This window comes from Saccharothrix ecbatanensis (assembly GCF_014205015.1).
GTDB classification, from domain to species: Bacteria; Actinomycetota; Actinomycetes; order Mycobacteriales; family Pseudonocardiaceae; genus Actinosynnema; species Actinosynnema ecbatanense.
On the sequence record NZ_JACHMO010000001.1, the window covers coordinates 7,531,569 to 7,555,802 of the forward strand.

The window sequence follows — 24,234 nt, forward strand, 5'->3', positions numbered from 1 at the left end:
GCGTCATGGCGGTGCTGACGTTCCTGTTGGGCTACGTGGGTTCCCGCCGCGCGAACACGACACCGGACTTCCTGGTGGCCCGCCGCGCCGTGCCGGCCACCCGCAACGCCGCCGCGATCTCCGGCGAATACCTGTCCGCGGCGTCGTTCCTGGGCGTGGCGGGGCTCGTGCTGAAGGACGGCATCGACGCCCTCTGGTACCCGATCGGCTTCACCGCGGGATATCTGGCGATGATGCTGTTCGTGGCCGCGCCGCTGCGGCGGTCGGGCGCGTACACGTTGCCGGACTTCGCCGAGGCGCGGCTGGGGTCGACGCGGCTGCGGAAGTTCTGCACGTTCTTCGTGATCTGCATCGGCGTGCTGTACCTGGTGCCGCAGTTGCAGTCGGCCGGGTTGACGCTGAACACGATCACCGGCCTGCCCGCGTGGCTGGGCGTCGTGGTGGTGATCGCGATCGTGGTGGTGAACGTCCTCGGCGGCGGGATGCGGGCGATCACCCTGGTGCAGGCGTTCCAGTACTGGGGCAAGCTCTTCGCGATCGCCGCGCCGACGTTCGTGCTGTTCGTGCTGTTCCTCGGCGGGCCGGGCAACGGGGCGCAGCCGGTGGACTCGTCGGGTGTGCTGCGGTTCCCCGAGAACGCGAAGGTGACCACCGTCGACGACGTGCGGGTCCGGGTCGAGGTGGCGATGGAGCTGTCCGCGACCGGGATGCTGAACGGGTCGTACACGGACGGCCCGGTGTACTGGACGCCCGGCCTGTACGAGGTGGGCGAGCAGACCGAGTTGCGGTTCACCGAGGGCTCGCCGGTGCCGGTGGTGGAGGGCTCGCCGACGTCGAACCACGACTGGCTGCGGCCCCAGACCGAGGGCCTGTCCGGGCTGTTCGAGACGTACTCGCTGATCTTCGCCACGTTCCTGGGCACGATGGGGCTGCCGCACATCCTGGTGCGCTTCTACACGAACCCGGACGGGCGGGCGGCGCGGCGCACGGCGCTGCACGTGCTGTACCTGCTGGGCCTCTTCTACCTCTTCCCGACCGTGCTGGGCGTGATCTCCCGCCAGTACCTGCCGCAGCTCCTGGTGACCGGCAAGACGGACGCGGCGGTGCTGCTGCTGCCGAGCACGATGCAGCCGAACCTGCTGGGCCAGGTGCTGGGCGCGATCGTGGCGGCGGGCGCGTTCGCGGCGTTCCTGTCCACGTCGTCGGGGCTCGTGGTGTCGGTGGCGGGCGTGGTGTCCACCGACATCCTGCCGGGCAAGGTGCGCGACTTCCGGTGGGCGACGGTGGTCACGGGCGTGGTCGGGGTCCTGCTCGCGCTGGTGCTGCCCGGGGCGGACGCGTCGTTGACGGTGGCGATGTCGTTCGCGCTGGCGGCGTCGACGTTCTGCCCGTTGCTGCTGCTGGGCATCTGGTGGCGCGGGCTGACGTGGGTCGGCGCGATGTCCGGGCTGGTGGTCGGCGGCGGGCTGGTGATCGGGTCGCAGGTGGTGACCGTGGCCAGCTCGTACACCGGGCACTGGGCGTCGCCGGTGTTCTCGCAGCCGGCGCTGGTGACGGTGCCCGTGGCGTTCCTGACCATGATCATGATCAGCAAGCTGACCGCGCGCCGGCGGCCCGAGGACGTCAGCCGGATCCTGCTCCGGCTGCACGCGCCCGATCCGCTGGGGTTCATGCGGGACCGGGACGTGCAGCGGTTCGACACGGAGGACGAGAAGTCCCGCCAAGAGGACGGCGTGCGCCGCGACGACTCCCCGTCACCGCCGCTGCATTGAGCGCCGGTCGGCCCGAGCGGGCGTGCGGTCGTGAGTTCGCTCACGCCGGGTTTCGTGCCGCCGGCAGAGGTCTGGACCGCCCGTCCGGCAGCCCGCCGACCGTTCACCCTGGATGACCAGCGCGATACCGGCCGGGCCTCCGTCGGGCTTGCGCAGAGTTCCTATAGGTCTCAATCGGGTGAAGATATGCCCACCGATCTGGTTACCGGTGATTCTGATCACCGGAGTGGTTGTTCGTCTCAGCATTCCTACCGCTCATCGCATCACTCGACAGTTGAGCGCAAGCAGCCACGAAAGGTCTTTCTCGCGTGAGCCAGGTCTCCCTACGGTGCACCGCGTATCAGGAACGCACCAGGAGGACTTACGTGTCGTTCACACCGTCGTCAAGTACGCGAGGAGGGGACCGTGAGCACCTCTGAGCAGCACACCCCCGATGCCCAGGGCGATCACGTCTGGGTAGATGTCCAGAACAGCCCCGACTTCGTCGAGCTGCGCCGGCGGCTTCGGAGCTTCGTCTTCCCCATGGCAGGCCTGTTCTTGGCCTGGTACGTGGCGTACGTGCTCCTCGCCGACTACGCGCACGGCTTCATGTCGACCAAGGTCGTCGGCAATATCAACGTGGGCCTGATCCTCGGCCTGCTCCAGTTCGTGTCGACGTTCGTCATCACGACGCTGTACGTGCGGCACGCGAACAAGAACCTCGACCCTTTGGCGGAGAAGCTCCGCAACGAGCTTGAAGGGGGTCAAGCGTGAACGGCAGCGCCCTGCTCAACATCGGCATCTTCGGCGTCTTCGTCGCGGCAACCCTGGTCGTCGTGATCCGGGCCAGCCGCAACACCAAGACGGCCGCCGACTACCTCGCCGCGGGCCGTGCGTTCACGGGTCCCCAGAACGGCATCGCCATCGCGGGTGACTACCTGTCCGCGGCGTCGTTCCTCGGCATCGCGGGTGCGATCGCGCTGAACGGCTACGACGGCTTCCTGTACTCGATCGGCTTCCTGGTCGCATGGCTCATCGCCCTGCTGCTGGTCGCCGAACTGCTGCGCAACACCGGCAAGTACACGATGGGCGACGTGCTGGCCTTCCGCATGCGCCAGCGCCCGGTGCGCGCGGCGGCGGCGACGTCGACCATGGCCGTGTCGTTCTTCTACCTGCTGGCGCAGATGGCGGGCGCGGGCGGCCTGGTCGCGCTGCTGCTCGGCATCACCGGCAAGTTCGGCCAGGCGATCGTCATCGCGGTCGTCGGCGCCCTGATGATCGCGTACGTGCTCATCGGCGGCATGAAGGGCACCACCTGGGTCCAGATCATCAAGGCGGTGCTGCTGATCGTCGGCGCCGGCGTGATGACGCTCTGGGTGCTCGGCAAGTACGGCATGAACCTGTCCAGCCTGCTCGGCGCGGCCGTGGACAACGCGCCCAAGGCCGGCGAGAAGCTGCTCGGCCCCGGCCTGGCGTACGGCAAGGACGGCACGTCCAAGCTGGACTTCCTGTCGCTGGCCCTCGCCCTGGTGCTCGGCACCGCCGGTCTGCCGCACATCCTGATGCGCTTCTACACCGTGCCGACCGCCAAGGAAGCCCGCCGCTCGGTGGTCTGGGCGATCTGGCTGATCGGCCTGTTCTACCTGTTCACGCTGGTCCTGGGCTACGGCGCGGCGGCGTTGGTGGGTGCGGACAAGATCAGTGCGGCTCCTGGTGGCCCGAACTCGGCGGCCCCGCTGCTGGCCGAGGCGCTCGGCGGCCCGCTGCTGCTGGGCCTGATCGCGGCGGTCGCGTTCGCCACGATCCTCGCGGTGGTGGCCGGTCTGACGATCACCGCTTCGGCGTCGTTCGCGCACGACATCTACGCCAACATCATCAAGAAGGGTGAGGCGGAGGACAAGGACGCCGAGGTCAAGGTCGCGCGGCGGACCGCCATCGTGATCGGCATCGTGTCGATCCTCGGCGGTATCGCGGCCAACGGCCAGAACATCGCGTTCCTGGTGGCCCTCGCGTTCGCGGTGGCGGCGTCGGCGAACCTGCCGACCATCCTCTACTCGCTGTTCTGGAAGAAGTTCAACACCTCCGGCGCGCTGTGGAGCATCTACGGCGGTCTCGCGGTGACGATCACGTTGATCGTCCTGTCGCCCGCGGTGTCCGGCACCCCGAAGTCGATGTTCAAGGACGCCGACTTCGCGTTGTTCCCGTTGTCCAACCCGGGCATCGTGTCGATCCCGGTGGCATTCCTGCTCGGCTACCTCGGCACCGTGCTGTCGAAGGAAGACGACAAGGAGAAGTACGCGGAGATGGAGGTGCGGGCGCTCACGGGCGTCGGCGCCGAGAAGGCGACCGCCCACTAGTCCGTCGCTTCCTCCGCCTGGAGACCACGCCGGCCGTCATCCCTTCGAGGGAAGGCGGCCGGTGTGCTTCCTTATCCCCGGTTTATCACCCCCATGGCAGCATGGACCCGTGACCGTTCCCAGCGTTGAAGTGTCCGAGGTGCCGGCCGAGCTGCCGGCGGGCAAGGTGCTGCTCGACGTGCGTGAAGCCGACGAGTGGGTGGCCGGCCACGCCCCGGGCGCGCTGCACATCCCGATGAGCGAGTTGGCCGGCCGGTTGAGCGAGCTCCCGGGTGACGCCGAGTTCTACGTGTTGTGCCGCGCCGGCGGCCGTTCCGCGCGGGTCACGCAGTACCTGAACGCCAACGGCTGGGACGCGACGAACGTCGACGGCGGTATGCAGGTGTGGGCCGTGTCAGGTCGTCCGCTGGTCGGTGAAGTCGACGGCGCGGAGCCCGAGGTCATCTGACATGGCGCTGCGACCGATGCGCGTGGACTGGGTGGCGAGCCCGCCACCCGGCGCCTACACGCAGCGTCGCCCCGGCGTGCCACGCCGCGGCTACACCGGGCCGCCGTCGTACCCGGTGCCACCGCGCTGGGGTTTCCCGCTGCTGGCGTGGCGCTGGCCCACGTCCGTGGCGACGGACGACGACCGGCCCGTGGACACGATCGCGCAGGCCCAGCGTGTGGCCCGCACCGCGACCCACGCCCTGGGGCTGGCCGCGGTGACGGCGCTGTGGGCGGCGGGCAGCGAGATCTGGCGTTACGTGTTGTTGCTGCTCAGCCGCTACGGGGCGCTGTCCTCGACCACGGTCGGGGTGTCCGATGCGATGGTCGTGTCGTCGTCGGTGGTGACGTTCGTGGCCTGCGGGATGGGGCTGGTGTTCACCCTGCTGTGGCTGCGCCGGGCGCGGAACGCCGCGGCGACGGACGCGGGCTACCGGCCGTCGAGGTCGGACCGCGAGGTGCTGATCAGCCTCGTCGTGCCCGGTGTGAACCTGATCGTGCCCGGTGCCGTGCTGGCCGAGCTGGAGCACGCGGCACTGCGCCTACCTGGGACAACCCGCCCGAGACCGTCCAAGGTCGTCCGGTGGTGGTGGGGCCTGTGGGCGGCGATGGGCCTGTTCTTCGCGTTCACGGTGATCTGGTCGTTCCGGTCCAGCGTGCAGGCGTTGGCCGACGGGGTGCTCTTCCACGCCGTCGCCGACCTCCTGGCCGCCGCCGTGGCGGTCGTGACGGCCGTAGTGGTCCGCCGCATCACCACGCTGCTGCTGCCGGTAGACGCCGGCGCCATCCGCCGCATGCGCGTGGTGGACGTCAAGGACGCCCCAGCACCCACCCTCCGAGCAACCCGCCCCTCAGGCTCCCCCCGCTAACCCCCCCCCGCCCCACCCCCATACCCCGCCCGCTCAGACCGCGCGAGTCGAACGCTCAGGTCCCGCGTGTCGAACGCTCAAGTCTCGTGAGTCCTACGTTCAGGTCCCGTGAGTCCTACGTTCAGGACCTGTGAGTCCTACGTTCAGGACCCCCGAATTCAACGCTCAGGCCCCGCCAGGGTGCCGGATTGATCTCAAGCCCAGTCCGTCACCGACCCGCGAACACCCGGTCGGCCAGGAAGTCCTCCCAGGTCCGCCCACCGACCTCCGCACCCTCCAGCGACAGGTTCTCGCCGGCCCGATAAGCGCGACCGGCCTTCCCCGGCATCCGAACCGGCAACATCGGCCGACGCTTGCCCCGCAGCTCCAGGTAGCCGCGCACCAAGTCACCCATCCCGTACACCGTCGGCCCGGCCAGATCCGGCACCAGCCCGGCCGGCTCACCGAGCGCCAACCCCACCAACCGGTCCGCCACGTCCCGCGCGTCGACCGGCTGGAACCTCAACCCACCAGGAACCGGCACCACCGGCAGCTTCGCCATCTTCTCCACCACCGTCAGCACCAGGTCGTGGAACTGGGCGGCACGCAGCGTCGTCCACGGCAGCCCCGACTCCACCACCGCCCGCTCCGCCCCCAACTTGCCGCCGAACCACCCCAGCGGCACGCGGTCGGCTCCGATGACCGAGATGTACACCAGGTGCCGCACCCCACCGGCCTTCGACGCCGCACGCACCAGGTTCGCGGTCGCCTCGGCGTCACCCTTCGGCCCACCGGCGAGGTGGACGATCACCTCGGCGCCGTAGACGGCAGCATCCAGGCCCTCGTCCTTGACCAGATCACCGGTCACGTACTCGACGCCGTCCACCGGCTCGTGCGGCTGACGGCTGAGCAGCCGCACCTTCCCGCCGGCCTCCGCCAACAGCGGCGTGACGAGCCGCCCGAGAGTGCCCGTGCCACCGGTGACCAGGATGGATGTCATTGTTCCTCCGAACGGGTAGTGGTCAGATTTCGTGGATCTACTGCCATGACCCGCCGCGAGGAAGGAATGTGACACGGTGGACGAAGGCGATCGGCTGGCCGAACGTTTCGAAGAGCACCGGGCACGGCTGCGCGCGATGGCCTACCGGATGCTCGGGTCGGTGGCCGAGGCCGACGACGCCGTCCAGGACGCCTGGCTCCGACTCGCCCGCACCGACGTCCACCAAGTGGAGAACCTCGGCGCCTGGCTGACCACCGTGGCCGCACGCCTCTGCCTGAACGTCCTCCGCTCCCGCGAGCAGCGCCGCGAAGACTCGTTCGAACTGCACATGCCCGACCCGGTCATCAGCTACGACGACGGCGGCGACCCCGAGTACCAAGCGGTGCTGGCCGACGAGGTCGGGCTGGCGCTGCTGGTCGTCCTCGACACCCTCGCGCCCGCCGAACGGCTCGCGTTCGTGCTCCACGACATGTTCGCCGTCCCGTTCGAGGACATCGCCACGATGCTCGAACGCTCCCCGGCCGCGACCAGGCAACTGGCCAGCCGGGCACGTCGACGGGTGCAGGACCGCGCCCCCGTTCCCGACGCCGACCTCACCCTCCAGCGCGAAGTCGTCAACGCCTTCTTCGCCGCCGCACGAGACGGTGACTTCGGCGCACTAGTCGCCGTGCTCGACCCCGCTGTCGTGCTCCGCTCCGACGCCGGCGTCGGCTCCCGCAACACCGTGGTCCTCTCCGGCGCCGACACCGTGGCCGGCCAGGCGGTCACCTTCGGCAAGCTGTACGAGTTCGCCCGTCCGGCGCTGGTCAACGGCACCGCCGGAGTCGTCGTCACGGCCAACGGACGTCCCCTGTCGGTCATGGGCTTCACCGTCACGGACGGCAAGATCGTCGCGATCGACGTGCTGGCCGATTCCGAACGCCTCCACAAGCTCCTCGTACTCCCAGACGAGAGCTAGTGGGACGCGCCTGCCATACCGGGTGAGAGCCGACTCGGCGGACGAGTGCTGCCCGATGAACGTCCGTCCGGAGTCGGGATCACGGCGGTAGACGACGGTGTTGGTCGAGTCGTCCTCGACGATCTCCATGCCCCAGGCGAAGATCCGGGTCGAGTCGGTCGGGTCCACGAGGCTGAACAGGTTCGCTTCCATGGGCCGAATGTCCCGCCGGGAGATCCACCGGATGTGGTGAAGCGCGGCGGGAATCCCGCTTCGCCGCGTTCCGGCGGATCATGCTGCCCTGTGCCCACTCCGCCACCGTTCCGTCGCCGTCGGTTGGGGAAGAAGCTCGCCCGGATGCGCGCCAAAGAGTCCGCGCTGCGGAAGATCGTGGGCGGCCCCGAGGTGATGCGCGAACAACTGGAACACCTGCGTCGAATGGCCGAGCTGCCGAACGTGGCGATCCGCGTGCTGGCGAACGGGCGCGGGGCGCACCTGAGCATGATCGGTGGCTTCACGCTGCTGGGCTTTCCAGAGCCCGACGAACCGGAAGTGCTCTACATCGAGTACTTGTTCGGAGCGCTCCACATCGAGGACATGCCACAGCTCAGGGAGGCTGAACTTGCCTTCGCGCACTTGGCTTCCCAGGCGTTGGGCCCCGAGGAGTCGATTGCCCTGATCGAGCGGATCCTGGCGGAGTGAAAGAGGCGATGGCTGTGTCCACTGTGGACCTCTCGGGCGCCGTGTGGCGGAAGAGCAGTCGGAGCAGCGGCGCCAGCAACGCGAACTGCGTCGAGGTGGCGTTCGTGGACGCGGCGTGGCGGAAGAGCACCCGTAGTGGCGGGGCCAGTAACACCAACTGTGTCGAGGTCGCCTTTGCCGGCCCTGCCGTAGCCGTCCGGGACTCGAAGAACCCGGATGCCGCAACGCTCGCGTTTCCCGCTGTTCAGTGGTCGTTCTTCCTCCGGAGGTTGGGCTCCTAACAGCCCGCGTGCCACCGTGACCCCCATGCGGGCACTTGTGGTGGCTTTGACCCTGATCGTGCTGGTCCCAGGCGTGGCCGGCGCCGAGAGCGACAAGAAGTTCGATCTCCAGGCCCACCGTGGCGGCATCGGGTTGACGGTCGAGAGCACGTTGGCGGCGTTCGGCAAGGCGCTCGAACTCGGCGTCACAACCCTCGAACTGGACGTCCAGATCACCAAGGACGGCCGCGAAGTCGTCACCCACGACCGCAAGACGAACCCCACCAAGTGCATCGACACCGCCCCCGCCTTCCCCGGCGACCCGGCGTTCCCGTACGCGGGCAAGTACGTGAAGGATCTGACGTTCGACCAGGTCCGCACCCTGGACTGCGGCTCGCGCCGCTGGGACCGCCACCCGGACCAGGAGCTGTCCCCCGGCGCGAAGATGCCGACCCTTGCCGAGGTCTTCGCGCTGGCCCGCGACCACCGCGCGTTCAACGTCAAGTTCAACATCGAGACCAAGGTCGAAGCCGCCGCGCCGCACGAGACCGCCCCGCGCGAGCAGTTCGTGGCGGTCACCGCCCGCGAGATCCGCAAGTCCGGCTTCTTCCGCAACGTCACCATCCAGTCCTTCGACTGGGGCACCCTGATGCTGTGGGCCGAGGCCGAACCGCGCATCCCGCTGGTCGCCCTCACCCAGCCCGAGTTCCTCCGCCCCGGCTCCCCGTGGACGGGTGGCCTCAAGCTGGAGGACTTCGGCGGCAGCGTGGTCAAGGCCGTGAAGAGCTTCGGCGCGTCCGCCCTCTCGCCGGTCCACGGCAACCCGCAAGGCGGCGCGGTCGGCGACCCGGACTACGTCCCGTTCACCACGAAAGCCCTGGTGGACGAGGCGCACGCGCACGGCCTGAAGGTCGTTCCGTGGACCATCAACGACATGCCAACCATGCACAAGCTGATCGACGACGGCGTGGACGGCATCATCACCGACTACCCGGACCGCCTCCGCACGGTGATGGCCGAGCGCGGTTTCAAGCTCCCGAAGAAGTACCCGTTCAAGGGCTAGTCAGGGCTGGTCAGAGCTGGTGAGCGGCAGGTCGTGCAGGCCGCGGATGACGAACTCGGCCTTGCGACGCGGCTCGGCGGCCAACTCGGCGCCGGGCAGCTTGCGGGTCAGGGAGGCCAGGGCCGCCTGGACCTCGATCCGGGCCAGCGGGGCGCCCAGGCAGTAGTGGATGCCCATGCCGAAGCCCAGGTGCGGGTTGGTCTTGCGGCTGACGTCGAACGTGTCCGGCGACGCGAAGACGAGCGGGTCACGGGCCGCCGAGCCGAGCAGCGCGGCGATCTTCTGGCCCGGGACCAACTCGTACCCGGCGATGGTGACGGGCTCGGTGGCGGTCCGCTCGAACAGCTGCAACGGCGAGTCGTACCGGATCAGCTCTTCCACCGCCGTGGGCAGCAGGCTGTGATCGTCCACCAGGCGACGCCACTCGGACGGGTGTTTCATCAACGCCCGGACGCCGTTGCCGATGACGTTCACGGTGGCCTCGTGACCGGCCATCAGCAGCAGCACGGCCGTCGCCACCAGCTCGTCCTCGGTCAGCTTCGCGCCGTCCGTGTCCGTCACCGCCACCAGGTCGGACACCATGTCGTCACCGGGCGACCTGCGCCGCAACGCGACCAGTTCCCGCAGGTAGGCGACGAACTCCGTCGACGCCTTCTCGGCCGCCGCACGCTTGTCCTCGGGCAGCCCGTACTCGTACATCTTCACGATCGCGTTGGACCACGGCTGGAGCAGCGGTCGGTCCGGCGTGGGCACCCCGAGCAGTTCGGCGATCACCTCGACCGGCAGCGGTGACGCCACGTGGGTCAGCAGGTCCGCCCGCCCCTCCGACCTGATCTCCGCCACCAGCCCGTCCACCAGCCGGTCCGCCAGGTCCGCGATCCACGGCCGCAGCCGCTCCACGTGACCACGCCCGAACGCGGCGGCGACGAGCCTGCGCAGCCGACCGTGGGTGGGCGGCTCGTTCTCCAGCAGCGAGTTGCGGTGCAGCAGGTTGAACGCGGTGAACTGCTCGACCGGCTTCGCGTCGTTCCAGATCCGGCCCAGCGACCGGTGCCTGAGCACGGCCGACGCCGCCGCGTGCGAGACCGCCATCGGGACGCGCATCCGCTCGTGCCAGTGCACCTCGCCTTGGGCGCGCATCGCGGCGAACGCGGGGTAGGGGTCCGCGATGAAAGCCAGGTCGTGCTGGTCGAAAGAGGCCACGTTGACGGACGGTAGGTCGTGCGCGCGGGATTCGTCCATCGGGATGTGGTTGTTCCTTCAAATATTCAGGGAGCTGTGACGTGCGGTAGTCGAAGTTGACCTGATCGGTACTGCACCAGGAGCATCCGGAGTCGTGTCACCTGAAGTCGTCGCCCATCGCGGTGCGTCCACCCGCCGCCCCGAACACACCCTCGCCGCGTACGAACTGGCCCTGCGGCAGGGCGCGGACGGGCTGGAGTGCGACGTGCGGCTCACCAAGGACGGGCACCTCGTGTGCGTGCACGACCGCACCATCGACCGGACCAGCGACGGGTCCGGCGTGGTCAGCGAGCTGACGTTGGCGGAGCTGCGCCGGCACGACTTCGGCAGCTGGCACGGCGGCGAGCCCGCCGACGTGCTGACGTTGGACGCGCTGCTCGGGCTGGCGGCCGACCACGGCACCCGCCTGTTCATCGAGACCAAGCACCCCGTCCGGTATCGCGGAGACGTGGAGCGCTCGCTCGCCGAGGAGCTGGACCGGCATCGGGTCGACGCGGTGATGATGTCGTTCTCCGTGTTCGCCGTGAACCGGTTCAAGCAGCTGCGCCCCGACCTGCCGACCGTGCTGCTCTACGACCGGCTGTGGCCCCGGGCACGGCCCCGGTTCGCGGACTACGCCGGACCGGGCGTTGACCTGCTCAGGCGTCACCCGGACCGGGGTGAGGGCGTCTACACGTGGACCGCGGACGATCCGGCCGACATCGCGTTGTGCCGCGAGCGCGGCGTCCGGTTCCTCGCCACCAACAACCCGGACGAAACGCGCGCGCACCTTGCGGCTAACTTGACGCCCGACCAGCCCTGAGGACCGAGGAGGCGCGCGGTGGCGAAGCGGACAGCCGTGAAGAACAAGCCGGCGGACGGCGTCAACCCGCGGCAGCCGTGCCCGTGCGGCTCCGGCAAGCGATACAAGGCGTGCCACGGCGGTGCCGGCGGTGGCGCGGACGTGATCGTCTCCCGCCCGTTCGAGGGCCTGGCCGCCGAGGCCGAGCTGATCGCGCTGCGCGAGTTCGTGCCCTCGGCCACGGTCAAGCTGCCGCTCAAGGAAGGCGCACGCGAGATCGTGCTGGCCACCGTGCTGCCGATGGCGGCGGCCGGTCTGGTCCGCGCGGACGGCACCGCGTTCGTCGGCCTCCAGGTGCAGACCCGCTCCGGCGACCTGAGCCGCGACCTGGCCCGCGCCGTGCAGTGGGCGCTGACCGCCGAGACCGGTGACGCGCTCGCGGTCGTCGGCCCGGACGACGGCACGAACCCCGGCCGGCTCCAGGACCTGCTCGACCCCGAGGCCACGTTGAGCCCCGAGCTGCACCCCGACTTCGCGTGGTGGCTGCCGCCGGACAACGAGCCCACCGGCGACGTCGCCCTGTCCCTGGAACGCGCCAACGCCGCCATCCTGCCCACCGAGCGCCTCGACGCGCCCGGCGTCCACGCGGCCTACTGGGTCGACGCGGGCGACAAGGCGCACCTGCGCTGGGTCCGTCCCGAGTCCGAGGAGACGTTGCTCGCGGCCCTCGCGCGGCTGTCCGTGCGCGGTGAACTGGACCTCGGCGAGGGCTCCCGGTACGCGGGATCGTTCCGCGCGCACGGCCTGCTCGTGCCGGTGTGGGACCTCGACCGGGAGCTGCACTCCAGCGAGTGGGCACCGGGCGCGGAGGCGTTGGGCAAGCGTTTGCAGGACGCCCTGACCAGCCTCGACACCGAACCGCTCACCGAGCCGGAACGGCGTTCGCGGGACGGCCTGCGCGGGCGGCAGATCACCCTGCGCTGACCACCGCGCGGAACCTGTCCACAGGTATCCCCAGCTTTGTCCACAGGTTCCTGTGGACAACTAGGAGGCGGCGTGATCCTGCGGATCAGCCCGAAGGCCGACTGGACGCGTGACCGCGAGGACGGCGCGATCCCGCTCGACCCGGACGGGTTCGTGCACTGCTCGGACCCCGGCACCGTGCACCTGCCCGCGAACCGCCTGTACCCGAACCGGCACGACCTCGTGCTGCTGGTGGTCGACCCCGGCGGACTCCCGGTGCTGTGGGAGCCGGGGGAGACCGAGGACGGCCCGTGGTTCCCGCACGTCTACGGGCCGATCCCGGCCGACGCGGTGGTGGCCGTGCACGAGTTCACGCCCGACACTGACGGCGCGTTCCGCCCGTTGCCCGTTCTGTGACCTGATTTGTGACCTTCCGGGCGACAACCCGGAGCCCGCTTCGCGCGTGAACGTCCTGACGGCGGTCGGGATGCCGCCGGAGGGGGGAAACGGGGTGACGGCGGTCCTGCCGGTCGAGTGGGTGGAAGTGGACGTCCGGGCGGATTTCGGGGAATTCGTCCGGACGTCGCTGCCGACCCTGCTGCGGTACGGCCACGCGTTGACCGGCAATCCGCACGATGCCGCCGACCTGGTGCAGACCGTGCTGGAGAAGCTGGGCGCGCGGTGGGCCTCGCTGGTGCGTCGCAAAGGCGTCGAGCCGCTCGCGTACGCACGCCGTTCGATGGCGAACGCGCACGTCAGCCGGTGGCGGCGGCATCGTCGGGAGCGGCTGGTCGCCGACTTCCCGGACGTGGTCGGCGTGTCGGGGGTCGACCGGCTGGAGCACGAGCCGCTGTGGCAGGCCCTCCGCGACCTCCCGCCCCGGCAGCGGGCGGTGGTGGTGCTGCGGTTCTACGAGGGCCTGTCGGAGCTGGAGATCGCGGCCACGCTCGGCATCTCGCCGGGCACCGTCAAGAGCCAGAACAGCCGGGCGATGGCCACGTTGCGCAAGAGGCTGGAGGAGGGGTGACCGTGGAACTCGACGACCGGCTGCGCGAACTGTTCGCCGACGAGCGCCTCGACGTGCGCGCCCCTCCGGACGCGGCCGACGAGATCATGGCGGGGGCACGTCGGCGACGGCGGACGCGGACCGCGGTGGCGGCGTCGTTCTCGTTGACGGTGCTGGTCGCGGGGGGTGTCGCGGTGAGCGGGATCGGGCGGCTGGTCAGCGAACCGGCGTCTCCCTCGCGGTCCACGGTGGTGGAGACGGTGACCGTGTCGGTGGCGCCGTCGAGGCCGACGGAACCCGGGAGTTACGGCGGCATGGCGCTCGGCATGACCCGCCAGGACCTGGGGGGCGTGAACACCGTGCTCTACCCCGTGCGGATGGACACGTGCGACTACTACTCGACGGGGGCCGTCCAGGGTGAGGCCGTCGTGGTGTCCCCTCGGCACGGCGTCGTGCGGGTCACGCTGCCGGCGTTGAGCGTGACGCCGTCCGGGGTCGGTGTGGGGTCGTCCACGGACGAGGTGCTGACCCGCTACCCGACGGCGGTGTGGCGGCAGCACGACCTGCTGACCGTCCCGATGCCCGGCACGCCCGCCTGGCAGTACGTGCTCCCGTTGGACGCCGCAGGCAAGGTGACGTCCGTGCGGATGGAGTCGATCGACCACGACTGCGATCTGGGGGACAAGTGAGATCCGTCGTCGGGGCGTTGCTCCTGGTCCTGCTGACGTCGTGCGACATGGTCACGCCTCCGGCCCTGCCGCCGGTCACGATCACCGTCAGCGAGACGGTCGAGGTGGACGACACCCCGGTGCTCGACGCCGGCGGGATCGGGAAGGTGCGGCTGGGCATGACACCCGCCGAACTCCAGGCCACCGGCGAGATCGGCGGTGAGGCGAACGAGCCGGAGTTCTCGTGCGTCGCCTACACGTTGAAGGCCGTGCGGGGCTGGGTGGGCATCATGGACGGTGTCGCGGTGGAGGTGCGGATCGAGGCGGGCGTCCGCACCACGGACGGTCTGCGCATCGGTGATTCGCGGGCGCGCATGCACCAGCTCTACCCAAAGGCGGAGCAGGACCAGCACGGCTTCAACCAGCTGTTGGACGCCAGCGCGCGGTACCGGTTCTACTTCATCAACGCGGGCGACACGGTCACCGGTATCGAGTTGAGCCGGCCCGACCGGAGATGCCTGAGCTGAGCCCAGCGGAAAACGCCCGTCACCAGTGCGGTGACGGGCGTTTCCGAGTTCGGGATTTAGAGGGCCCCGCCGGCGACCCTGGGCGCGGTCGGGTCTGCGCCCTCCTCGCCGACGCTCTCGCGGACGAGGAAGTTCTCGACGTGGAACAGGTTGCCCTCGGCGCGGTCCATCACGGTCAGCAGCGTGGTCATCGACGCGACCTCCTCCACCTGTTCCTTGAGGAACCACTGGAGGAACTGCTCGCCGAGGTAGTCGCCCTCGTCGCGGGCGGTCTTGGCGAGCGTCACGATCTGCTCGGTGACCGTCTTCTCCTGCTCCAGCGCGAGCGCGATCGGGTCACGCGGGCCGGCGAAGTCGTTGCGCACGTCGGCCACACCGGGAATGGTCACCGGCAGCCCGTTGTCCATCAGGTACCGCACGATCATCAGCGCGTGGTTACGCTCTTCCAACGCCTGCTGGTAAAAGTGCGAGGCCAGCCGGGGCAGGTCGTTGGCGTCGTACCAGACCGCGACGGCCACGTACTGGTGCGATGCCGTGAACTCGTTGCGCACCTGCTGTTGGAGCAGGTCGTGGAACTTCGTCGCACGTGCGGGGGAAATCTTCTTCAGGTTGACCGCCATGCTGTGAGAATAACCGAAAGTGCGCTTTAATGCATTTGAGGTAAGGCTATGGAGAGTAAGGAAAGGGTCACCGAAGAAAGCTTAGGCAACCCTTTCCCGCACTGATTCAGGCGAGTGCGGCGCGATCGATCGGGCACGACATGCAGCGCGGTCCGCCCCGGCCCGAGCCCAGCTCCGAACCGCTGATCCGCATCACCTCGACGCCCGCGTCCTCAAGCCGCGCGTTCGTCTCCACGTTCCGCTCGTAGGCCACGACCAGGCCCGGCCCGACGGCCAGCGTGTTGTTGCCGTCGTCCCACTGCTCGCGTTCCGCGGTCACCGGGTCCAGCCCGGTGTCGATCACGCGCAGCTTCTCGATGCCCATCGCGTCGGCCGCCGCCTCCAGGAACGGCCGCCGGTCCTCCACCACGACGCCGCCGGCGCCGTCCGACCGGACCGGGTAGGCGAACAGGTGCTCCCGCACGGCCGGGTACATCACCACGGCGTCCTGGTCGACCATCGTGCACACCGTGTCCAGGTGCATGGTCGCGCGCTCCTGCGTGATCGGCACCGCCAGCACGGTGTGCGCCAGACCGTCGGCCAGCGCGGACCGGGCGAACGACTCGGCGCCCGCCGGCGTGGTGCGCTCGCCGACGCCGATCGCCAGCACGCCCGGCGCGAGCAGCAGCACGTCACCGCCCTCGACCGGCGCGGAGTGCGCCCCGTACGCGCGGCCCGTCTCGCGGAACCGCGGGTGGTAGGCGTAGATCAGGTCGGTCAGCGCGGTCTCCCGGTCGCGGGCGGGCAGCGCCAGCGACGTGATCGCGACCCGGTCGCCCACCCACACCGACGAGTCACGGGTGAACAGCAGGTTCGGCAGCGGGTCCACGGCGAAGTCGATCGGGTGGTGCATCTTGCGCACCAGCGACGCGCCCTCGGCGGCCGGCAGCTCCTCGAACGTCATGCCGGTCATCAGGGCGGTGGCCAGCTGGTCCGGGCTGATCGACGCGAGGTGCGAGCGCAACGCGTCGGCCAGGTCGATGCCCAGCCGCCGTTCGTTGACCGCGCTGTGGATGCCCGCGATCCGGGCCCGGTCGTCGTGCAGCGCGTCGACCAGCAGGTCCGACAGCAGCAGCACCTCCACGCCGCGCCCGCGCAACAGCTCGGCGAACGCGTCGTGCTCCTCCTGGGCGCGGTCGACCCACGGCACGCCGTCGAACAGCAGCTGGTCGTTGTTGCGCGGGGTGAGCCGCTTGAGCTCGGCGCCGGGCCGGTGCAGCAGCACCGTGCGGAGGGGGCCGACTTCGCTGTCGACCCGGGGCGCCGGTGCCGGCACGCCGTCGGTGGACGCGGTCTGGGCGATGTGCGCAGTCACGGGATCGAGAGTAGCCCGTGGTCGGTCCGATCAGCAGCTCTGTGTGGTCTGTTCCGGCGAAACTCGATCGTATGGCTGCCTTGGAATGACGATTCGTTGCGTAATTTGGCCGATGGGCTTATCGAATGTTGCGTCGTCCGGTGGACCGCCGGTCCGGTGACGTGGTTGCGGGATGATCGTGTTCTACAGGGGAGGATCAGTGGCGGACTTCCGCTTGTTCATCGACGCACCCGGCCAGGCCGACTCGGCGACGAACCAGCTGCTCCAGGAGCTGGTCAGGGCCGCCAGGGTGGACGCACGGCCCGCACCGGCCGAGGCGCCGTCAGGTTCGAAGAGCGGCGCGGGGGCGACCGTCGCCGAACTCGTGCTCAACGGCGCCCTGCCCGCCGCCGTGGCCGCCGCCGTCGCGTCCGTGGTGACGTCGTTCGTGCAGCGAGGCAGCGCGCGCAAGGTGACGATCAAGGACGGTGAGGACGAGATCACCGTCGAAGGTGTCGACGCGCGGTCCCAGAAGGCGGTTCTGGAGGCGTGGCTGCGCGAGCACGAGAGCGAGGGGTGACGTGGGCCGGTACGCGCTCCTGGTCGCGACCGGCGAGTACGAGGACGTCCGGCTGAGCCGGCTGCGCGCGCCCGAGCAGGACGTGGAACGGCTCGCCGCCGTGCTGGAGGACCCGGACGTCGGCGGCTTCACGTCGGTCGAGGTGCTGCGCGACCGTGCCGACCACGAGATCCGCCGTGCGGTGGAGGAAGTGCTCGCCGCGCGAGGTCCCGACGACCTGGTGCTGCTGTACTTCTCGTGCCACGGCCTCACCACGCCCGCGCGGCGGCTGTACTTCGCCGCGTCGAACACGGTGCAGGACCGGCCCGCCGGCACCGCGATCCCGCGCTCGTTCCTCAACGAACAGCTGGAGGACTGCCGCGCGTCGGGGCGGATCCTGGTGCTGGACTGCTGCTTCAGCGGCGCGTTCGTGGAGGGGTTCAAGGCATCGGCCGATGCTGCCGTGATCGACGACGTGGGCACCGGGTACGTCGTGATGACCGCGTCCAACGCCTACGAGTACGCGTTCGAGCAGGACTCGCTGTCGCTGGACGCGCCGCTGGCGTCGCTGTTCACGGACGTGCTGATCGAGGGTCTGACGAGCGGTGCGGCGGACCTCGACGGCGACGGGTGGATCGACGTCAACGAGCTGTTCACGTACGCGCAGGGCGAGGTGCGGGTGCGGCGGCCCGATCAGACGCCGCAGTTCTTCGCGCACGGCTCGTCACAGCCGTTGCGGATCGCGCGGACCGGTGGCGCGCCGGGGCGGAGGGTGCGGCGCACGGCGACCTACACGTCCGGGCAGTGGCTGGTGGCGCGTGGCTTCCGGGCTGCCGCCGAGCCGGTGTGCCGGACGTTGGGGCCGATGGGGCGGCGGGCCGTGGTGTTCGTGGACCGGCGGCCGGTGGAGCTGTCCGACGCGTCCGCCATCGTCGCCGCGTTCCAGCCGGACGACCCGCGCGACTCGCTGGGGGCGGGGTACGTGCGGGAGTTGGTGGAGGAGGTGCGGCGGGACGCGGGTGACGGCGCGGCGTCGGCGGTGGCGGTGGCTCGTGGCGTGATCGGCGGTCTGGTCGAGGCGATGCGGGACGGCCACGACCCGGTCTGGTTGAGGCGCGGCGTGCTGGCGGCTGCTGCTCAGGCGAGCTCGCTGATCGCCGAGGCGGCGGTGCCGTTGGAGGTGTCGGACGTGTCGGCGTTGGCTACCGCCGCCGCGGGTTCCGCCAAGATCGGTGACTTCGTCGCGTCCGTGGTGGCGACAACCGGGATGCGTGGGTCTGTGCTCGTGGAGGAGGGCAACGGTTTCGGGCTGGAGTTCGAGATCCACCGCGGCACGCGCCTCGACCTCGGGTACGCGTCGAGCCGGTTCGTCACGGACACCACCCGCGGAGCGGCCGTGTTGGAGGACGCGGTGGTGCTGCTGGTCGGCGGTCGACTTGGCGACGTTCGGAAGCTGCTGGACGACATGGAGATCGGCACGCAAAGCCTGTTGCTGGTCTGCTCGAACCTGCCGCACGCGGAACTCGCGGAGTTGGTGGGTATGCGTGGCCAAGTCGTCGTGGTGGCGGGTGCCACTGAGGACGTGCTGGAGCGGTTGCAGAGTCTTGTCGGCGGCGCGATCCAGTACACGCTGCTGGTGGACGAGCCCCGGTTCAAGTCGTCGTTGGGCCGTGCGGCCAAGGTCGTGGCCACCGAGCGGGACACGGTGGTGCTCGCCCCCGCTTACAGCTCGGGCGCGGGTGACCACGCCGCTCTTGTCCGAGCCGAAGCCGCGGACGTGGCCAAGGTGGAGCGCGCCGTTCGTGCCGTTCACAGCGCTGCGCAGGAAGGCGTCCTACGCGGTGGCGGCGTCGGCCTGGCCGACATCGGCGCCCGCCTGGCCGCGGAGGCCACCGGAACCCCGGAGGAAACCGCCGGCTGGCAAGCCTTCGCCGCCGCGTTATCCGAACCGTCCCGCCACATCGCCGAGAACGCCGCCCTGACCGTCCCCGACCTGGACCCGTCCCTGCTCGACTCGGCCGGCGCAGCCCGAACCATCGCCACCGCCGCCGCCCACACCGCCGCCCGCTTCCTCCTAATCGGCTAACCCCCCGCGAGTCGAACCTTCAGGTCCCGCGAGTCGAACGCTCAGGACCCGCGAGTCGAACCTTCAGGACCCGCAAGTCGAACGCTCAGAACGCGAATCAGGGGTCCCCCGACCAGGGGGACCCCTGTTCTTGATTCTTCCACGTGTGCGAGGCGGCTACGCCTGAGCCGAAACAGCATTCGTGCATTTGTGCAGGTCAGCTCGATGCCGCAGGCACGATGACGGCGACCGTGATCGCGGACTGGACCTCCTCGATCGCCTTGCGCACCGCGGTCGCCGCCCAGTCGCCCTCGGAAATCACCTTCAACCGCTTCCGCACCACCGCGCGCGGCAGGTCGGCGAAGACCTTGCGGTCGTAGTCGACGGCTTTCACCAACGCGCACAACGCCGCCGTCCGCGGGTCCACCGGCCCGTCACTCGTGATCGCCGACGTCATCCGCGCCCGAGCGTCGGTCTCCGCCGCCGGCTGCACGCCGTCCGGCGCGGGGAACCGGGTGCGCGGGAACACCAGCAGCACCCGGTCCTCCTCACGGCGCAGCACGCCACCGGCCACGAGCCCGTCCAGCACCTCGTCGGTCAGCTTCTTGCTCAGCTTCGAGATCCAGTGCCCCGGCTTGCGCGGCTTGTCGTCCGCGATCCTGGCCAACGCCTGATCGAGCAGCGGCCGTCCGACCGGCGTGGGGTCCAGCACGGTGACCTTCTTGTCCACCACGTCGACCCGTTCCGCCAACGCCAACTCGACCAACAGCGCCCCGGCCAGCCCGTAGCCGAGCGCCGGCTGGCCCAGCTTGCGCGAGCCGTTGTCGTCGTAGGCGAGCAGCACCAGTTCGTCGGCCAAGGTGAGGTCGTCCATGACCCCACCCTAGGTTCAACCGATGAACCGGACGTCCGGATAACGCGGCGAGTCACCCCGGAAAAGCGGGCTGTGCCGCTCTTTCAGGTGTACGTCGAAGTACGCGGCGAAGTAGTCGTGCTGGGCGGCCAACGACCGGGTCGCGTCGATCGCGCCGACGAGTTCCCGCTGCTTCACCGGGGTCAGCAGACCACCCAACTGGGGGACCGCGATCTGGAGGTCGGTGAAGCTGTAGTGCGTGCTCGCGTCGAAATGCAGGTCCCGCTTCCACCCCCGCTGGTTCGGCCAGAAGTCCGCCCACGTCGGGTCGAAGCCGGGGTCCTGGTGCGAGTGCACGATCCGCCCGCCCGTCACCGGGTCCACGAAATCACCACCCACCAGCATGAACGGCCGGTCCAGCCCGCGCGTCACGACCTCACCGGGCCGGTAGTCGTCAGCGGAGCCGTAGCCCATGGAACCGTCCACGTTGATCCCGGCGTCGATCCGCCGGTCGTGCACCATCGTCTCGCCCGCCGTGTAACCGCCGTACGAATGGCCGAACATGCCGACCCGCGACAGGTCCATCACGGCGCCGAGACCGCTCGGCAACGGGTCGTGCTCGGCGTCCGGGTTCTCCCCGCGCGCGATCCGCCCGAGCTGGTCGAGCACGAACCGGGTGTCGGCGACCCTGGTGTCGATGGCGGTCTTGCGCTGGTCGACCAGGTCGTCGTCGACCATCGGCGGCTCGACCCGTCCGCCCGGGAACTCGACCACGGCCGACTCGTGCGTGTGCGACATCGAGACCACGACGTACCCGCGACTCGCCAGGTCGTCGGTGAGGCCCGCGTTGAGCTCCCGCAACGAACCGAATCCCGGTGAGAACAGCACCACCGGCCAGTCACCTCGGGCCGCCGGCACGTTCACCAATGCCTGACGCCGGGTCGAAGCCCAGTCCACCGAACCGGGAGGCAGGCCGAACAGGGACGGCGTCGCCTGCGTGTCGATCACCGTCGCCACGCCCGACGTCATCCACGGCGCGCGCTCTCCGTCCGCGGCGCGGGTCGGGTAGGAGACGGTGACCATCAGCTCGCGGTCGGTCGTGGGCTGCCACGGGTCCGGCCGCTGGTCGACCAGGTGCAGTTCCGCGGTGCCGACGGGATGTCGTCCGCTCAGCGCCGGCATGATGATCTTCGTGCCGGTGGAGGCGGCGGCCGGAGGTGTTGCTACGACAAGGGTTGCGATGACCGCGACGGCCAGCGCTGTGGTGCGCATCAGGGTTGTCCCTTTCAGTGGGCTGCGGCCCTGATGCTTCCGTGTCGCACGTGCGCACGCGTCCGTCTCACGGTGGAGCGGCATATACCTCGCGCGGTTGATTTACGGCAGCCACGACACGTGACCGCGCAACGCCGTGTAGCCGACGAACGCGACTACGTCGAGCAGCGCGTGCGCGACGACCAGCACCCAAAGCCGGTTCGTGCGCTGCCACACCTTGCCGAACACCAACCCCATCACCAGGTTCCCGACGAACCCGCCGAACCCCTGGTACAGGTGGTACGAGCCGCGCAGCACCGCGCTGGCCAGCAACGCCGTGTTGTCCCGCCAGCCCAGTTGCTTGAGCCGGGTGATGAAGTACCCGACGACCAGCACTTCCTCGGCCCACGCGTTGCCCACGGCGGCCAGGATGAGCACGACGCTGCGCCACCACGACTCGTCCAAAGTGGACGGCTGCACGGCCAGGTTCAGGCCCAGGTTCCACGCGATCAGGTAGAAGATCAGCCCCGGGATGCCGATCAACGCGGCCAGACCGAGGCTGCCCAGCGCGTCCGGGCCGATCCGCGTGCGGTCCAGGCCCAGCGCCTTCAGCTTGATCCCGCCGCGCCACAGCAGGTACAGCCCGAGCCCGCCCCACGCCGCGAGCTGCACGACGCTCAGCAGCTGCGCGATCAGGTCGAGCAGGTCGAACCGCGCCTGCGGGACGTTGATCGCGACCTTCTGCTCGTTCAGCGGCACCGGGTCGAGCAGACTGTCCAGCAGCCGCACCAGGCTCCGCACCCCGGACAGGCCGAGCGTCACGGCGAAGACGAGCAGCAGTTCCAGCCGGTAGCCGTGGCGGGCCCGGGCGTCGAGGTCTTCGATCACCCGCACACGGTAACCGCGCGGTGGTCAGCGGCGTCGGGCTCGGCGTCGTCGGCTCAGCGTCGGGCTCAGCGGCGTTGGGCTCAGCGGCGTTGTGCCAGGAACGGGCAGCCCATCAGCCGGCGCAGTTCGCCCGCCAACTCCTGCGCCGTGCTCACCGACTGGGAGAACGCGATGCGCACGTCGTGGTCCTCGTCCGCCATCTCCACCCGCAGCCGCAGGCCGAAGCGGTCCAGCCCGAGCGGACGCACGTGACCGCCCTTCAGCCTGTCCGGCAGGTGCTGCGCCAGCTGGCCCACCACATCGCGGTGCGACAGCTCCAGGTGACGCAGCCAGTGGTCCTCGAACGCGGCGAACGGGTCCGGCTCGGCCTGCGCGAACAGCTCGGGCCGCAGCGACGTGGTGCCCTCGGCGTCGGCCACCACCAGCGACGCGGGCGTCAACCTGAGCACGGACGCGCCGTGCCCGATGTCGAGCAGCCGCGGGTCCGGGCGCACGTCGGCGACCTGGAGACCGGCCTCGCGGGCCTCGTCCAGGGCGAGCGTGCGCAGCCAACCGGTGATCCAGAGCAGGCCGCGAACCGGTTCACGCAGCTGCACGGGCGCCTGGTCGGCGAGCTCCAGCATGGCGGTCACCTCGGCCGCGCGGGCGGACTCGACCAGCGGGTGCTCGTCCGGCAGCACGATCGTCGCGTCACCATGCGGGTGGACGTGGTGCAGCACCGGCGTGATCCGGTTCTCCGTGCCGTCCGACGGCAACAGGGCCGCGCGCCCACCCCGGGCGGCGATGGTGCGAGCCCGCTCCGCCGGATGCGGTGCCGGCGGTCGACGTGTCTCGTTCACCGCTCACCTCCCAACTTAGGGCAGCCTAACTTGCCGGAGCCCGGTGGCGGTAGTCCCTCGACCGGCCCAACCGGTCACGATCCCGCAGGTCCGAATGGTTCACGCAGGCTAGGGCGTGCGCAACCGACGCGCCGAGCGGGGTCGCCCGGGTGGGCGTCGGGTTCGGGCCGGTTGGCCGATTCGGCAGGGCGGGCGTTCGTCGTAATCTTGGTTCGCCTGGCGGAGGTGGCTCGTGGTCGTGCCGAACAAGCCGTCCACCCGAGGTGCGGCTCTCGATGACCGGTGGACCCGGTACTGCCTGGAGATGGCCGGTCGGCGCGCGTTCGGCTGGGTCGTCCTGGGGGTGCTCGCGTTCGCGCTCCAGCTCGCGTTGATCTTCGTCTTCGAGGTCACGTCCCCGCTGCCGCTTGTGCTGCTGCTGTTCTCCGTGTTGGTGCTGGGGTTCGGGCTCGCCCGGCGGCAGCCCTACCCGAAAGTGTTGGACGACCACGCTTGGGTGTACGTGCGGGTGCACTGGCGTGAGGGACTGCTTGTCGTGCACGGCGTGCGGCCCGTTGTCCTTGACGTGAGCGCCGGACCGCTGGCGCGTGGACGGATCCGCCGGCATCGGCGGGCTTGGGTCGTGTCGCCCGACCGTGCCGGGAACACGGTGGTGACGTTCCGGGGCGTGCCCAAGCTGTTCCCGGCGAAGATCGTCCGCGGGTGAGTTTGGATGATCGTTTATTCGGCTACCCCAGGGGCGGACTTCTGGTTTGCTGGGAGCGGTGGTGGGTGAGGCTTGGGTGGACAAGTGCCTGACCGGCGCGGATCGTCGTGCGGTCGGGTTCATTGGGCTTGGACTGGTCGCGGCCCTGGTGCTGTGGGTGGTGTCGGAGCGGATCGGGTCGCCGTGGGTGTTCGTGCTCACGCCGTTGTGCGTCGAGTTCGCGGTTCCCGGGCTGCGGCACTTCTTCTCGCGGCGCAGCTTGGTGCGGTTGCTCGACAGCTACCCGCGGCACGCCGTGTCGGTGGCTTTCGTGCCGGGTCGGGCTCGGGTCGGACGGCAGACGTACTTGGAGACGGCCGGATCCGACCGCACGTTCCTGCGGCTGTGGGAGGTGCCGGAACGGGTGCGCGAGAACATCCGGCGCGGCGGCCAGGTGTGGATGGCCGGACCCGACCCGCGTGGGCGCGCGGCAGTGCTGACCCGGGGCGCGCCGTTCCTGACCTTGGGCCGCGTGGTGATCAGGTAGGGG

The 24,234-nt window shown here is 69.9% G+C and carries 27 protein-coding genes; 19 read left to right on the plus strand and 8 right to left on the minus strand.

All coding sequences use genetic code 11. The features are described 5' to 3' along the window. The first annotated feature begins 5 nt into the window (after nt 1-5). From F4560_RS32895 to F4560_RS32915, 5 genes are all read left to right on the plus strand, one after another. Nucleotides 6-1,772: a sodium/solute symporter gene (locus tag F4560_RS32895; protein WP_221484980.1), complete on the plus strand. Its 1,767-nt coding sequence runs from the start codon at nt 6-8 to the stop codon at nt 1,770-1,772. A 405-nt stretch (nt 1,773-2,177) separates the two neighbouring features. Then, nucleotides 2,178-2,525: a DUF485 domain-containing protein gene (locus F4560_RS32900; RefSeq protein WP_184926784.1), complete on the plus strand. Its 348-nt coding sequence runs from the start codon at nt 2,178-2,180 to the stop codon at nt 2,523-2,525. Further along, nucleotides 2,522-4,108, plus strand: coding sequence for a monocarboxylic acid transporter (locus F4560_RS32905; RefSeq protein WP_184926786.1), 1,587 nt, complete (start codon nt 2,522-2,524; stop codon nt 4,106-4,108). The genes F4560_RS32900 and F4560_RS32905 overlap by 4 nt, the downstream gene beginning before the upstream one ends. 109 nt (nt 4,109-4,217) lie before the next feature. Next, nucleotides 4,218-4,556, plus strand: a complete 339-nt coding sequence (locus F4560_RS32910; RefSeq protein WP_184926788.1) for a rhodanese-like domain-containing protein — start codon at nt 4,218-4,220, stop codon at nt 4,554-4,556. A 1-nt stretch (nt 4,557) separates the two neighbouring features. After that, nucleotides 4,558-5,463, plus strand: coding sequence for a DUF4328 domain-containing protein (locus F4560_RS32915; RefSeq protein ID WP_184926790.1), 906 nt, complete (start codon nt 4,558-4,560; stop codon nt 5,461-5,463). A gap of 208 nt (nt 5,464-5,671) precedes the next feature. Here F4560_RS32915 and F4560_RS32920 read toward each other — a convergent pair whose 3' ends face one another. Beyond that, nucleotides 5,672-6,442, minus strand: a complete 771-nt coding sequence (locus F4560_RS32920) for an SDR family oxidoreductase (protein ID WP_184926792.1) — start codon at nt 6,440-6,442, stop codon at nt 5,672-5,674. Nucleotides 6,443-6,518: 76 nt separating this feature from the next. Here F4560_RS32920 and F4560_RS32925 point away from each other — a divergent pair, with 76 nt between their 5' ends. From F4560_RS32925 to F4560_RS32940, 4 genes are all read left to right on the plus strand, one after another. Further along, a complete protein-coding gene (locus F4560_RS32925) occupies nt 6,519-7,400 on the plus strand; it encodes a sigma-70 family RNA polymerase sigma factor (protein WP_184926794.1) in 882 nt (293 codons plus the stop codon). Nucleotides 7,401-7,736: 336 nt separating this feature from the next. Continuing rightward, the gene (locus F4560_RS32930) at nt 7,737-8,081 is read left to right on the plus strand and encodes a DUF5753 domain-containing protein (RefSeq protein WP_184926796.1); all 345 of its coding nucleotides are present in this window, start codon (nt 7,737-7,739) and stop codon (nt 8,079-8,081) included. Between the two features lie 8 nt (nt 8,082-8,089). Next, nucleotides 8,090-8,362, plus strand: coding sequence for a DUF397 domain-containing protein (locus F4560_RS32935; RefSeq protein WP_184926798.1), 273 nt, complete (start codon nt 8,090-8,092; stop codon nt 8,360-8,362). Nucleotides 8,363-8,387: 25 nt separating this feature from the next. Beyond that, nucleotides 8,388-9,404, plus strand: coding sequence for a glycerophosphodiester phosphodiesterase (locus F4560_RS32940; protein ID WP_184926800.1), 1,017 nt, complete (start codon nt 8,388-8,390; stop codon nt 9,402-9,404). Here the strand turns inward: F4560_RS32940 and F4560_RS32945 are convergent, their stop codons facing one another. After that, entirely contained in the window at nt 9,405-10,646 is a 1,242-nt protein-coding gene (locus tag F4560_RS32945) for a cytochrome P450 (RefSeq protein WP_184926802.1), read from the minus strand. A gap of 94 nt (nt 10,647-10,740) precedes the next feature. Here F4560_RS32945 and F4560_RS32950 point away from each other — a divergent pair, with 94 nt between their 5' ends. From F4560_RS32950 to F4560_RS32975, 6 genes are all read left to right on the plus strand, one after another. Beyond that, nucleotides 10,741-11,448 carry a glycerophosphodiester phosphodiesterase gene (locus tag F4560_RS32950; protein ID WP_184926804.1) on the plus strand — a complete coding sequence of 236 codons (708 nt, stop codon included), beginning with the start codon at nt 10,741-10,743 and terminating at the stop codon, nt 11,446-11,448. Between the two features lie 18 nt (nt 11,449-11,466). Then, nucleotides 11,467-12,411 carry a DUF5926 family protein gene (locus F4560_RS32955; protein ID WP_184926806.1) on the plus strand — a complete coding sequence of 315 codons (945 nt, stop codon included), beginning with the start codon at nt 11,467-11,469 and terminating at the stop codon, nt 12,409-12,411. Between the two features lie 72 nt (nt 12,412-12,483). Further along, nucleotides 12,484-12,807: a DUF952 domain-containing protein gene (locus tag F4560_RS32960; RefSeq protein ID WP_184926808.1), complete on the plus strand. Its 324-nt coding sequence runs from the start codon at nt 12,484-12,486 to the stop codon at nt 12,805-12,807. A 70-nt stretch (nt 12,808-12,877) separates the two neighbouring features. Next, nucleotides 12,878-13,417 (plus strand): SigE family RNA polymerase sigma factor, encoded by a 540-nt coding sequence (locus F4560_RS32965; RefSeq protein WP_184929535.1) that lies wholly within the window; start codon nt 12,878-12,880, stop codon nt 13,415-13,417. Further along, nucleotides 13,414-14,085, plus strand: coding sequence for a hypothetical protein (locus tag F4560_RS32970; RefSeq protein WP_184926811.1), 672 nt, complete (start codon nt 13,414-13,416; stop codon nt 14,083-14,085). Before F4560_RS32965 ends, F4560_RS32970 begins: the two co-directional genes overlap by 4 nt. Further along, nucleotides 14,082-14,591 carry a hypothetical protein gene (locus F4560_RS32975; protein WP_184926813.1) on the plus strand — a complete coding sequence of 170 codons (510 nt, stop codon included), beginning with the start codon at nt 14,082-14,084 and terminating at the stop codon, nt 14,589-14,591. The genes F4560_RS32970 and F4560_RS32975 overlap by 4 nt, the downstream gene beginning before the upstream one ends. A gap of 56 nt (nt 14,592-14,647) precedes the next feature. On the opposite strand, the gene F4560_RS32980 is transcribed toward F4560_RS32975, so the two are convergent. Both F4560_RS32980 and F4560_RS32985 read right to left on the minus strand, forming a co-directional pair. After that, complete coding sequence (locus F4560_RS32980; protein ID WP_184926815.1) at nt 14,648-15,211, minus strand: ferritin; 564 nt, start codon at nt 15,209-15,211, stop codon at nt 14,648-14,650. Nucleotides 15,212-15,317: 106 nt separating this feature from the next. Further along, complete coding sequence (locus F4560_RS32985) at nt 15,318-16,565, minus strand: arginine deiminase (RefSeq protein WP_312869619.1); 1,248 nt, start codon at nt 16,563-16,565, stop codon at nt 15,318-15,320. 199 nt (nt 16,566-16,764) lie between these two features. On the opposite strand from F4560_RS32985, the gene F4560_RS32990 reads away from it, so the two are divergent. Then, a complete protein-coding gene (locus tag F4560_RS32990; protein ID WP_184926817.1) occupies nt 16,765-17,124 on the plus strand; it encodes a hypothetical protein in 360 nt (119 codons plus the stop codon). A 1-nt stretch (nt 17,125) separates the two neighbouring features. Further along, complete coding sequence (locus F4560_RS32995) at nt 17,126-19,189, plus strand: caspase, EACC1-associated type (RefSeq protein ID WP_184926819.1); 2,064 nt, start codon at nt 17,126-17,128, stop codon at nt 19,187-19,189. Between the two features lie 196 nt (nt 19,190-19,385). Here the strand turns inward: F4560_RS32995 and F4560_RS33000 are convergent, their stop codons facing one another. The 4 genes from F4560_RS33000 to F4560_RS33015 all read right to left on the minus strand — a co-directional run bounded on the left by F4560_RS33000 (nt 19,386) and on the right by F4560_RS33015 (nt 22,999). Continuing rightward, a complete protein-coding gene (locus tag F4560_RS33000) occupies nt 19,386-20,042 on the minus strand; it encodes a GOLPH3/VPS74 family protein (protein ID WP_184926821.1) in 657 nt (218 codons plus the stop codon). Between the two features lie 15 nt (nt 20,043-20,057). After that, nucleotides 20,058-21,293 carry an alpha/beta hydrolase family protein gene (locus F4560_RS33005; protein ID WP_184926823.1) on the minus strand — a complete coding sequence of 412 codons (1,236 nt, stop codon included), beginning with the start codon at nt 21,291-21,293 and terminating at the stop codon, nt 20,058-20,060. 102 nt (nt 21,294-21,395) lie between these two features. After that, nucleotides 21,396-22,160, minus strand: coding sequence for a CPBP family intramembrane glutamic endopeptidase (locus F4560_RS33010; RefSeq protein ID WP_312869620.1), 765 nt, complete (start codon nt 22,158-22,160; stop codon nt 21,396-21,398). 80 nt (nt 22,161-22,240) lie between these two features. Further along, on the minus strand, nt 22,241-22,999 hold the full coding sequence (locus tag F4560_RS33015) for a DUF2470 domain-containing protein (protein WP_184926825.1): 759 nt from the start codon (nt 22,997-22,999) through the stop codon (nt 22,241-22,243). A gap of 232 nt (nt 23,000-23,231) precedes the next feature. Here F4560_RS33015 and F4560_RS33020 point away from each other — a divergent pair, with 232 nt between their 5' ends. Together F4560_RS33020 and F4560_RS33025 are read left to right on the plus strand one after the other, a co-directional pair. Continuing rightward, nucleotides 23,232-23,705 (plus strand): hypothetical protein, encoded by a 474-nt coding sequence (locus tag F4560_RS33020; RefSeq protein WP_312869621.1) that lies wholly within the window; start codon nt 23,232-23,234, stop codon nt 23,703-23,705. A gap of 61 nt (nt 23,706-23,766) precedes the next feature. Then, nucleotides 23,767-24,231, plus strand: coding sequence for a hypothetical protein (locus F4560_RS33025; RefSeq protein ID WP_184926827.1), 465 nt, complete (start codon nt 23,767-23,769; stop codon nt 24,229-24,231). Nucleotides 24,232-24,234: the final 3 nt, after the last annotated feature.

Excerpts from the sequence above, each read along its gene's own strand:
- F4560_RS32895 (WP_221484980.1), top strand. The coding sequence starts at position 6 with ATGGCGGTGCTGACGTTCCTGTTGGGCTACGTGGGTTCCCGCCGCGCG.
- F4560_RS32915 (WP_184926790.1), top strand. The coding sequence starts at position 4,558 with ATGGCGCTGCGACCGATGCGCGTGGACTGGGTGGCGAGCCCGCCACCC.
- F4560_RS32920 (WP_184926792.1), bottom strand. The coding sequence starts at position 6,442 with ATGACATCCATCCTGGTCACCGGTGGCACGGGCACTCTCGGGCGGCTC.
- F4560_RS32930 (WP_184926796.1), top strand. The coding sequence starts at position 7,737 with ATGCGCGCCAAAGAGTCCGCGCTGCGGAAGATCGTGGGCGGCCCCGAG.
- F4560_RS32935 (WP_184926798.1), top strand. The coding sequence starts at position 8,090 with ATGGCTGTGTCCACTGTGGACCTCTCGGGCGCCGTGTGGCGGAAGAGC.
- F4560_RS32940 (WP_184926800.1), top strand. The coding sequence starts at position 8,388 with ATGCGGGCACTTGTGGTGGCTTTGACCCTGATCGTGCTGGTCCCAGGC.
- F4560_RS32945 (WP_184926802.1), bottom strand. The coding sequence starts at position 10,646 with ATGGACGAATCCCGCGCGCACGACCTACCGTCCGTCAACGTGGCCTCT.
- F4560_RS32965 (WP_184929535.1), top strand. The coding sequence starts at position 12,878 with ATGCCGCCGGAGGGGGGAAACGGGGTGACGGCGGTCCTGCCGGTCGAG.
- F4560_RS32980 (WP_184926815.1), bottom strand. The coding sequence starts at position 15,211 with ATGGCGGTCAACCTGAAGAAGATTTCCCCCGCACGTGCGACGAAGTTC.
- F4560_RS33000 (WP_184926821.1), bottom strand. The coding sequence starts at position 20,042 with ATGGACGACCTCACCTTGGCCGACGAACTGGTGCTGCTCGCCTACGAC.
- F4560_RS33005 (WP_184926823.1), bottom strand. The coding sequence starts at position 21,293 with ATGCGCACCACAGCGCTGGCCGTCGCGGTCATCGCAACCCTTGTCGTA.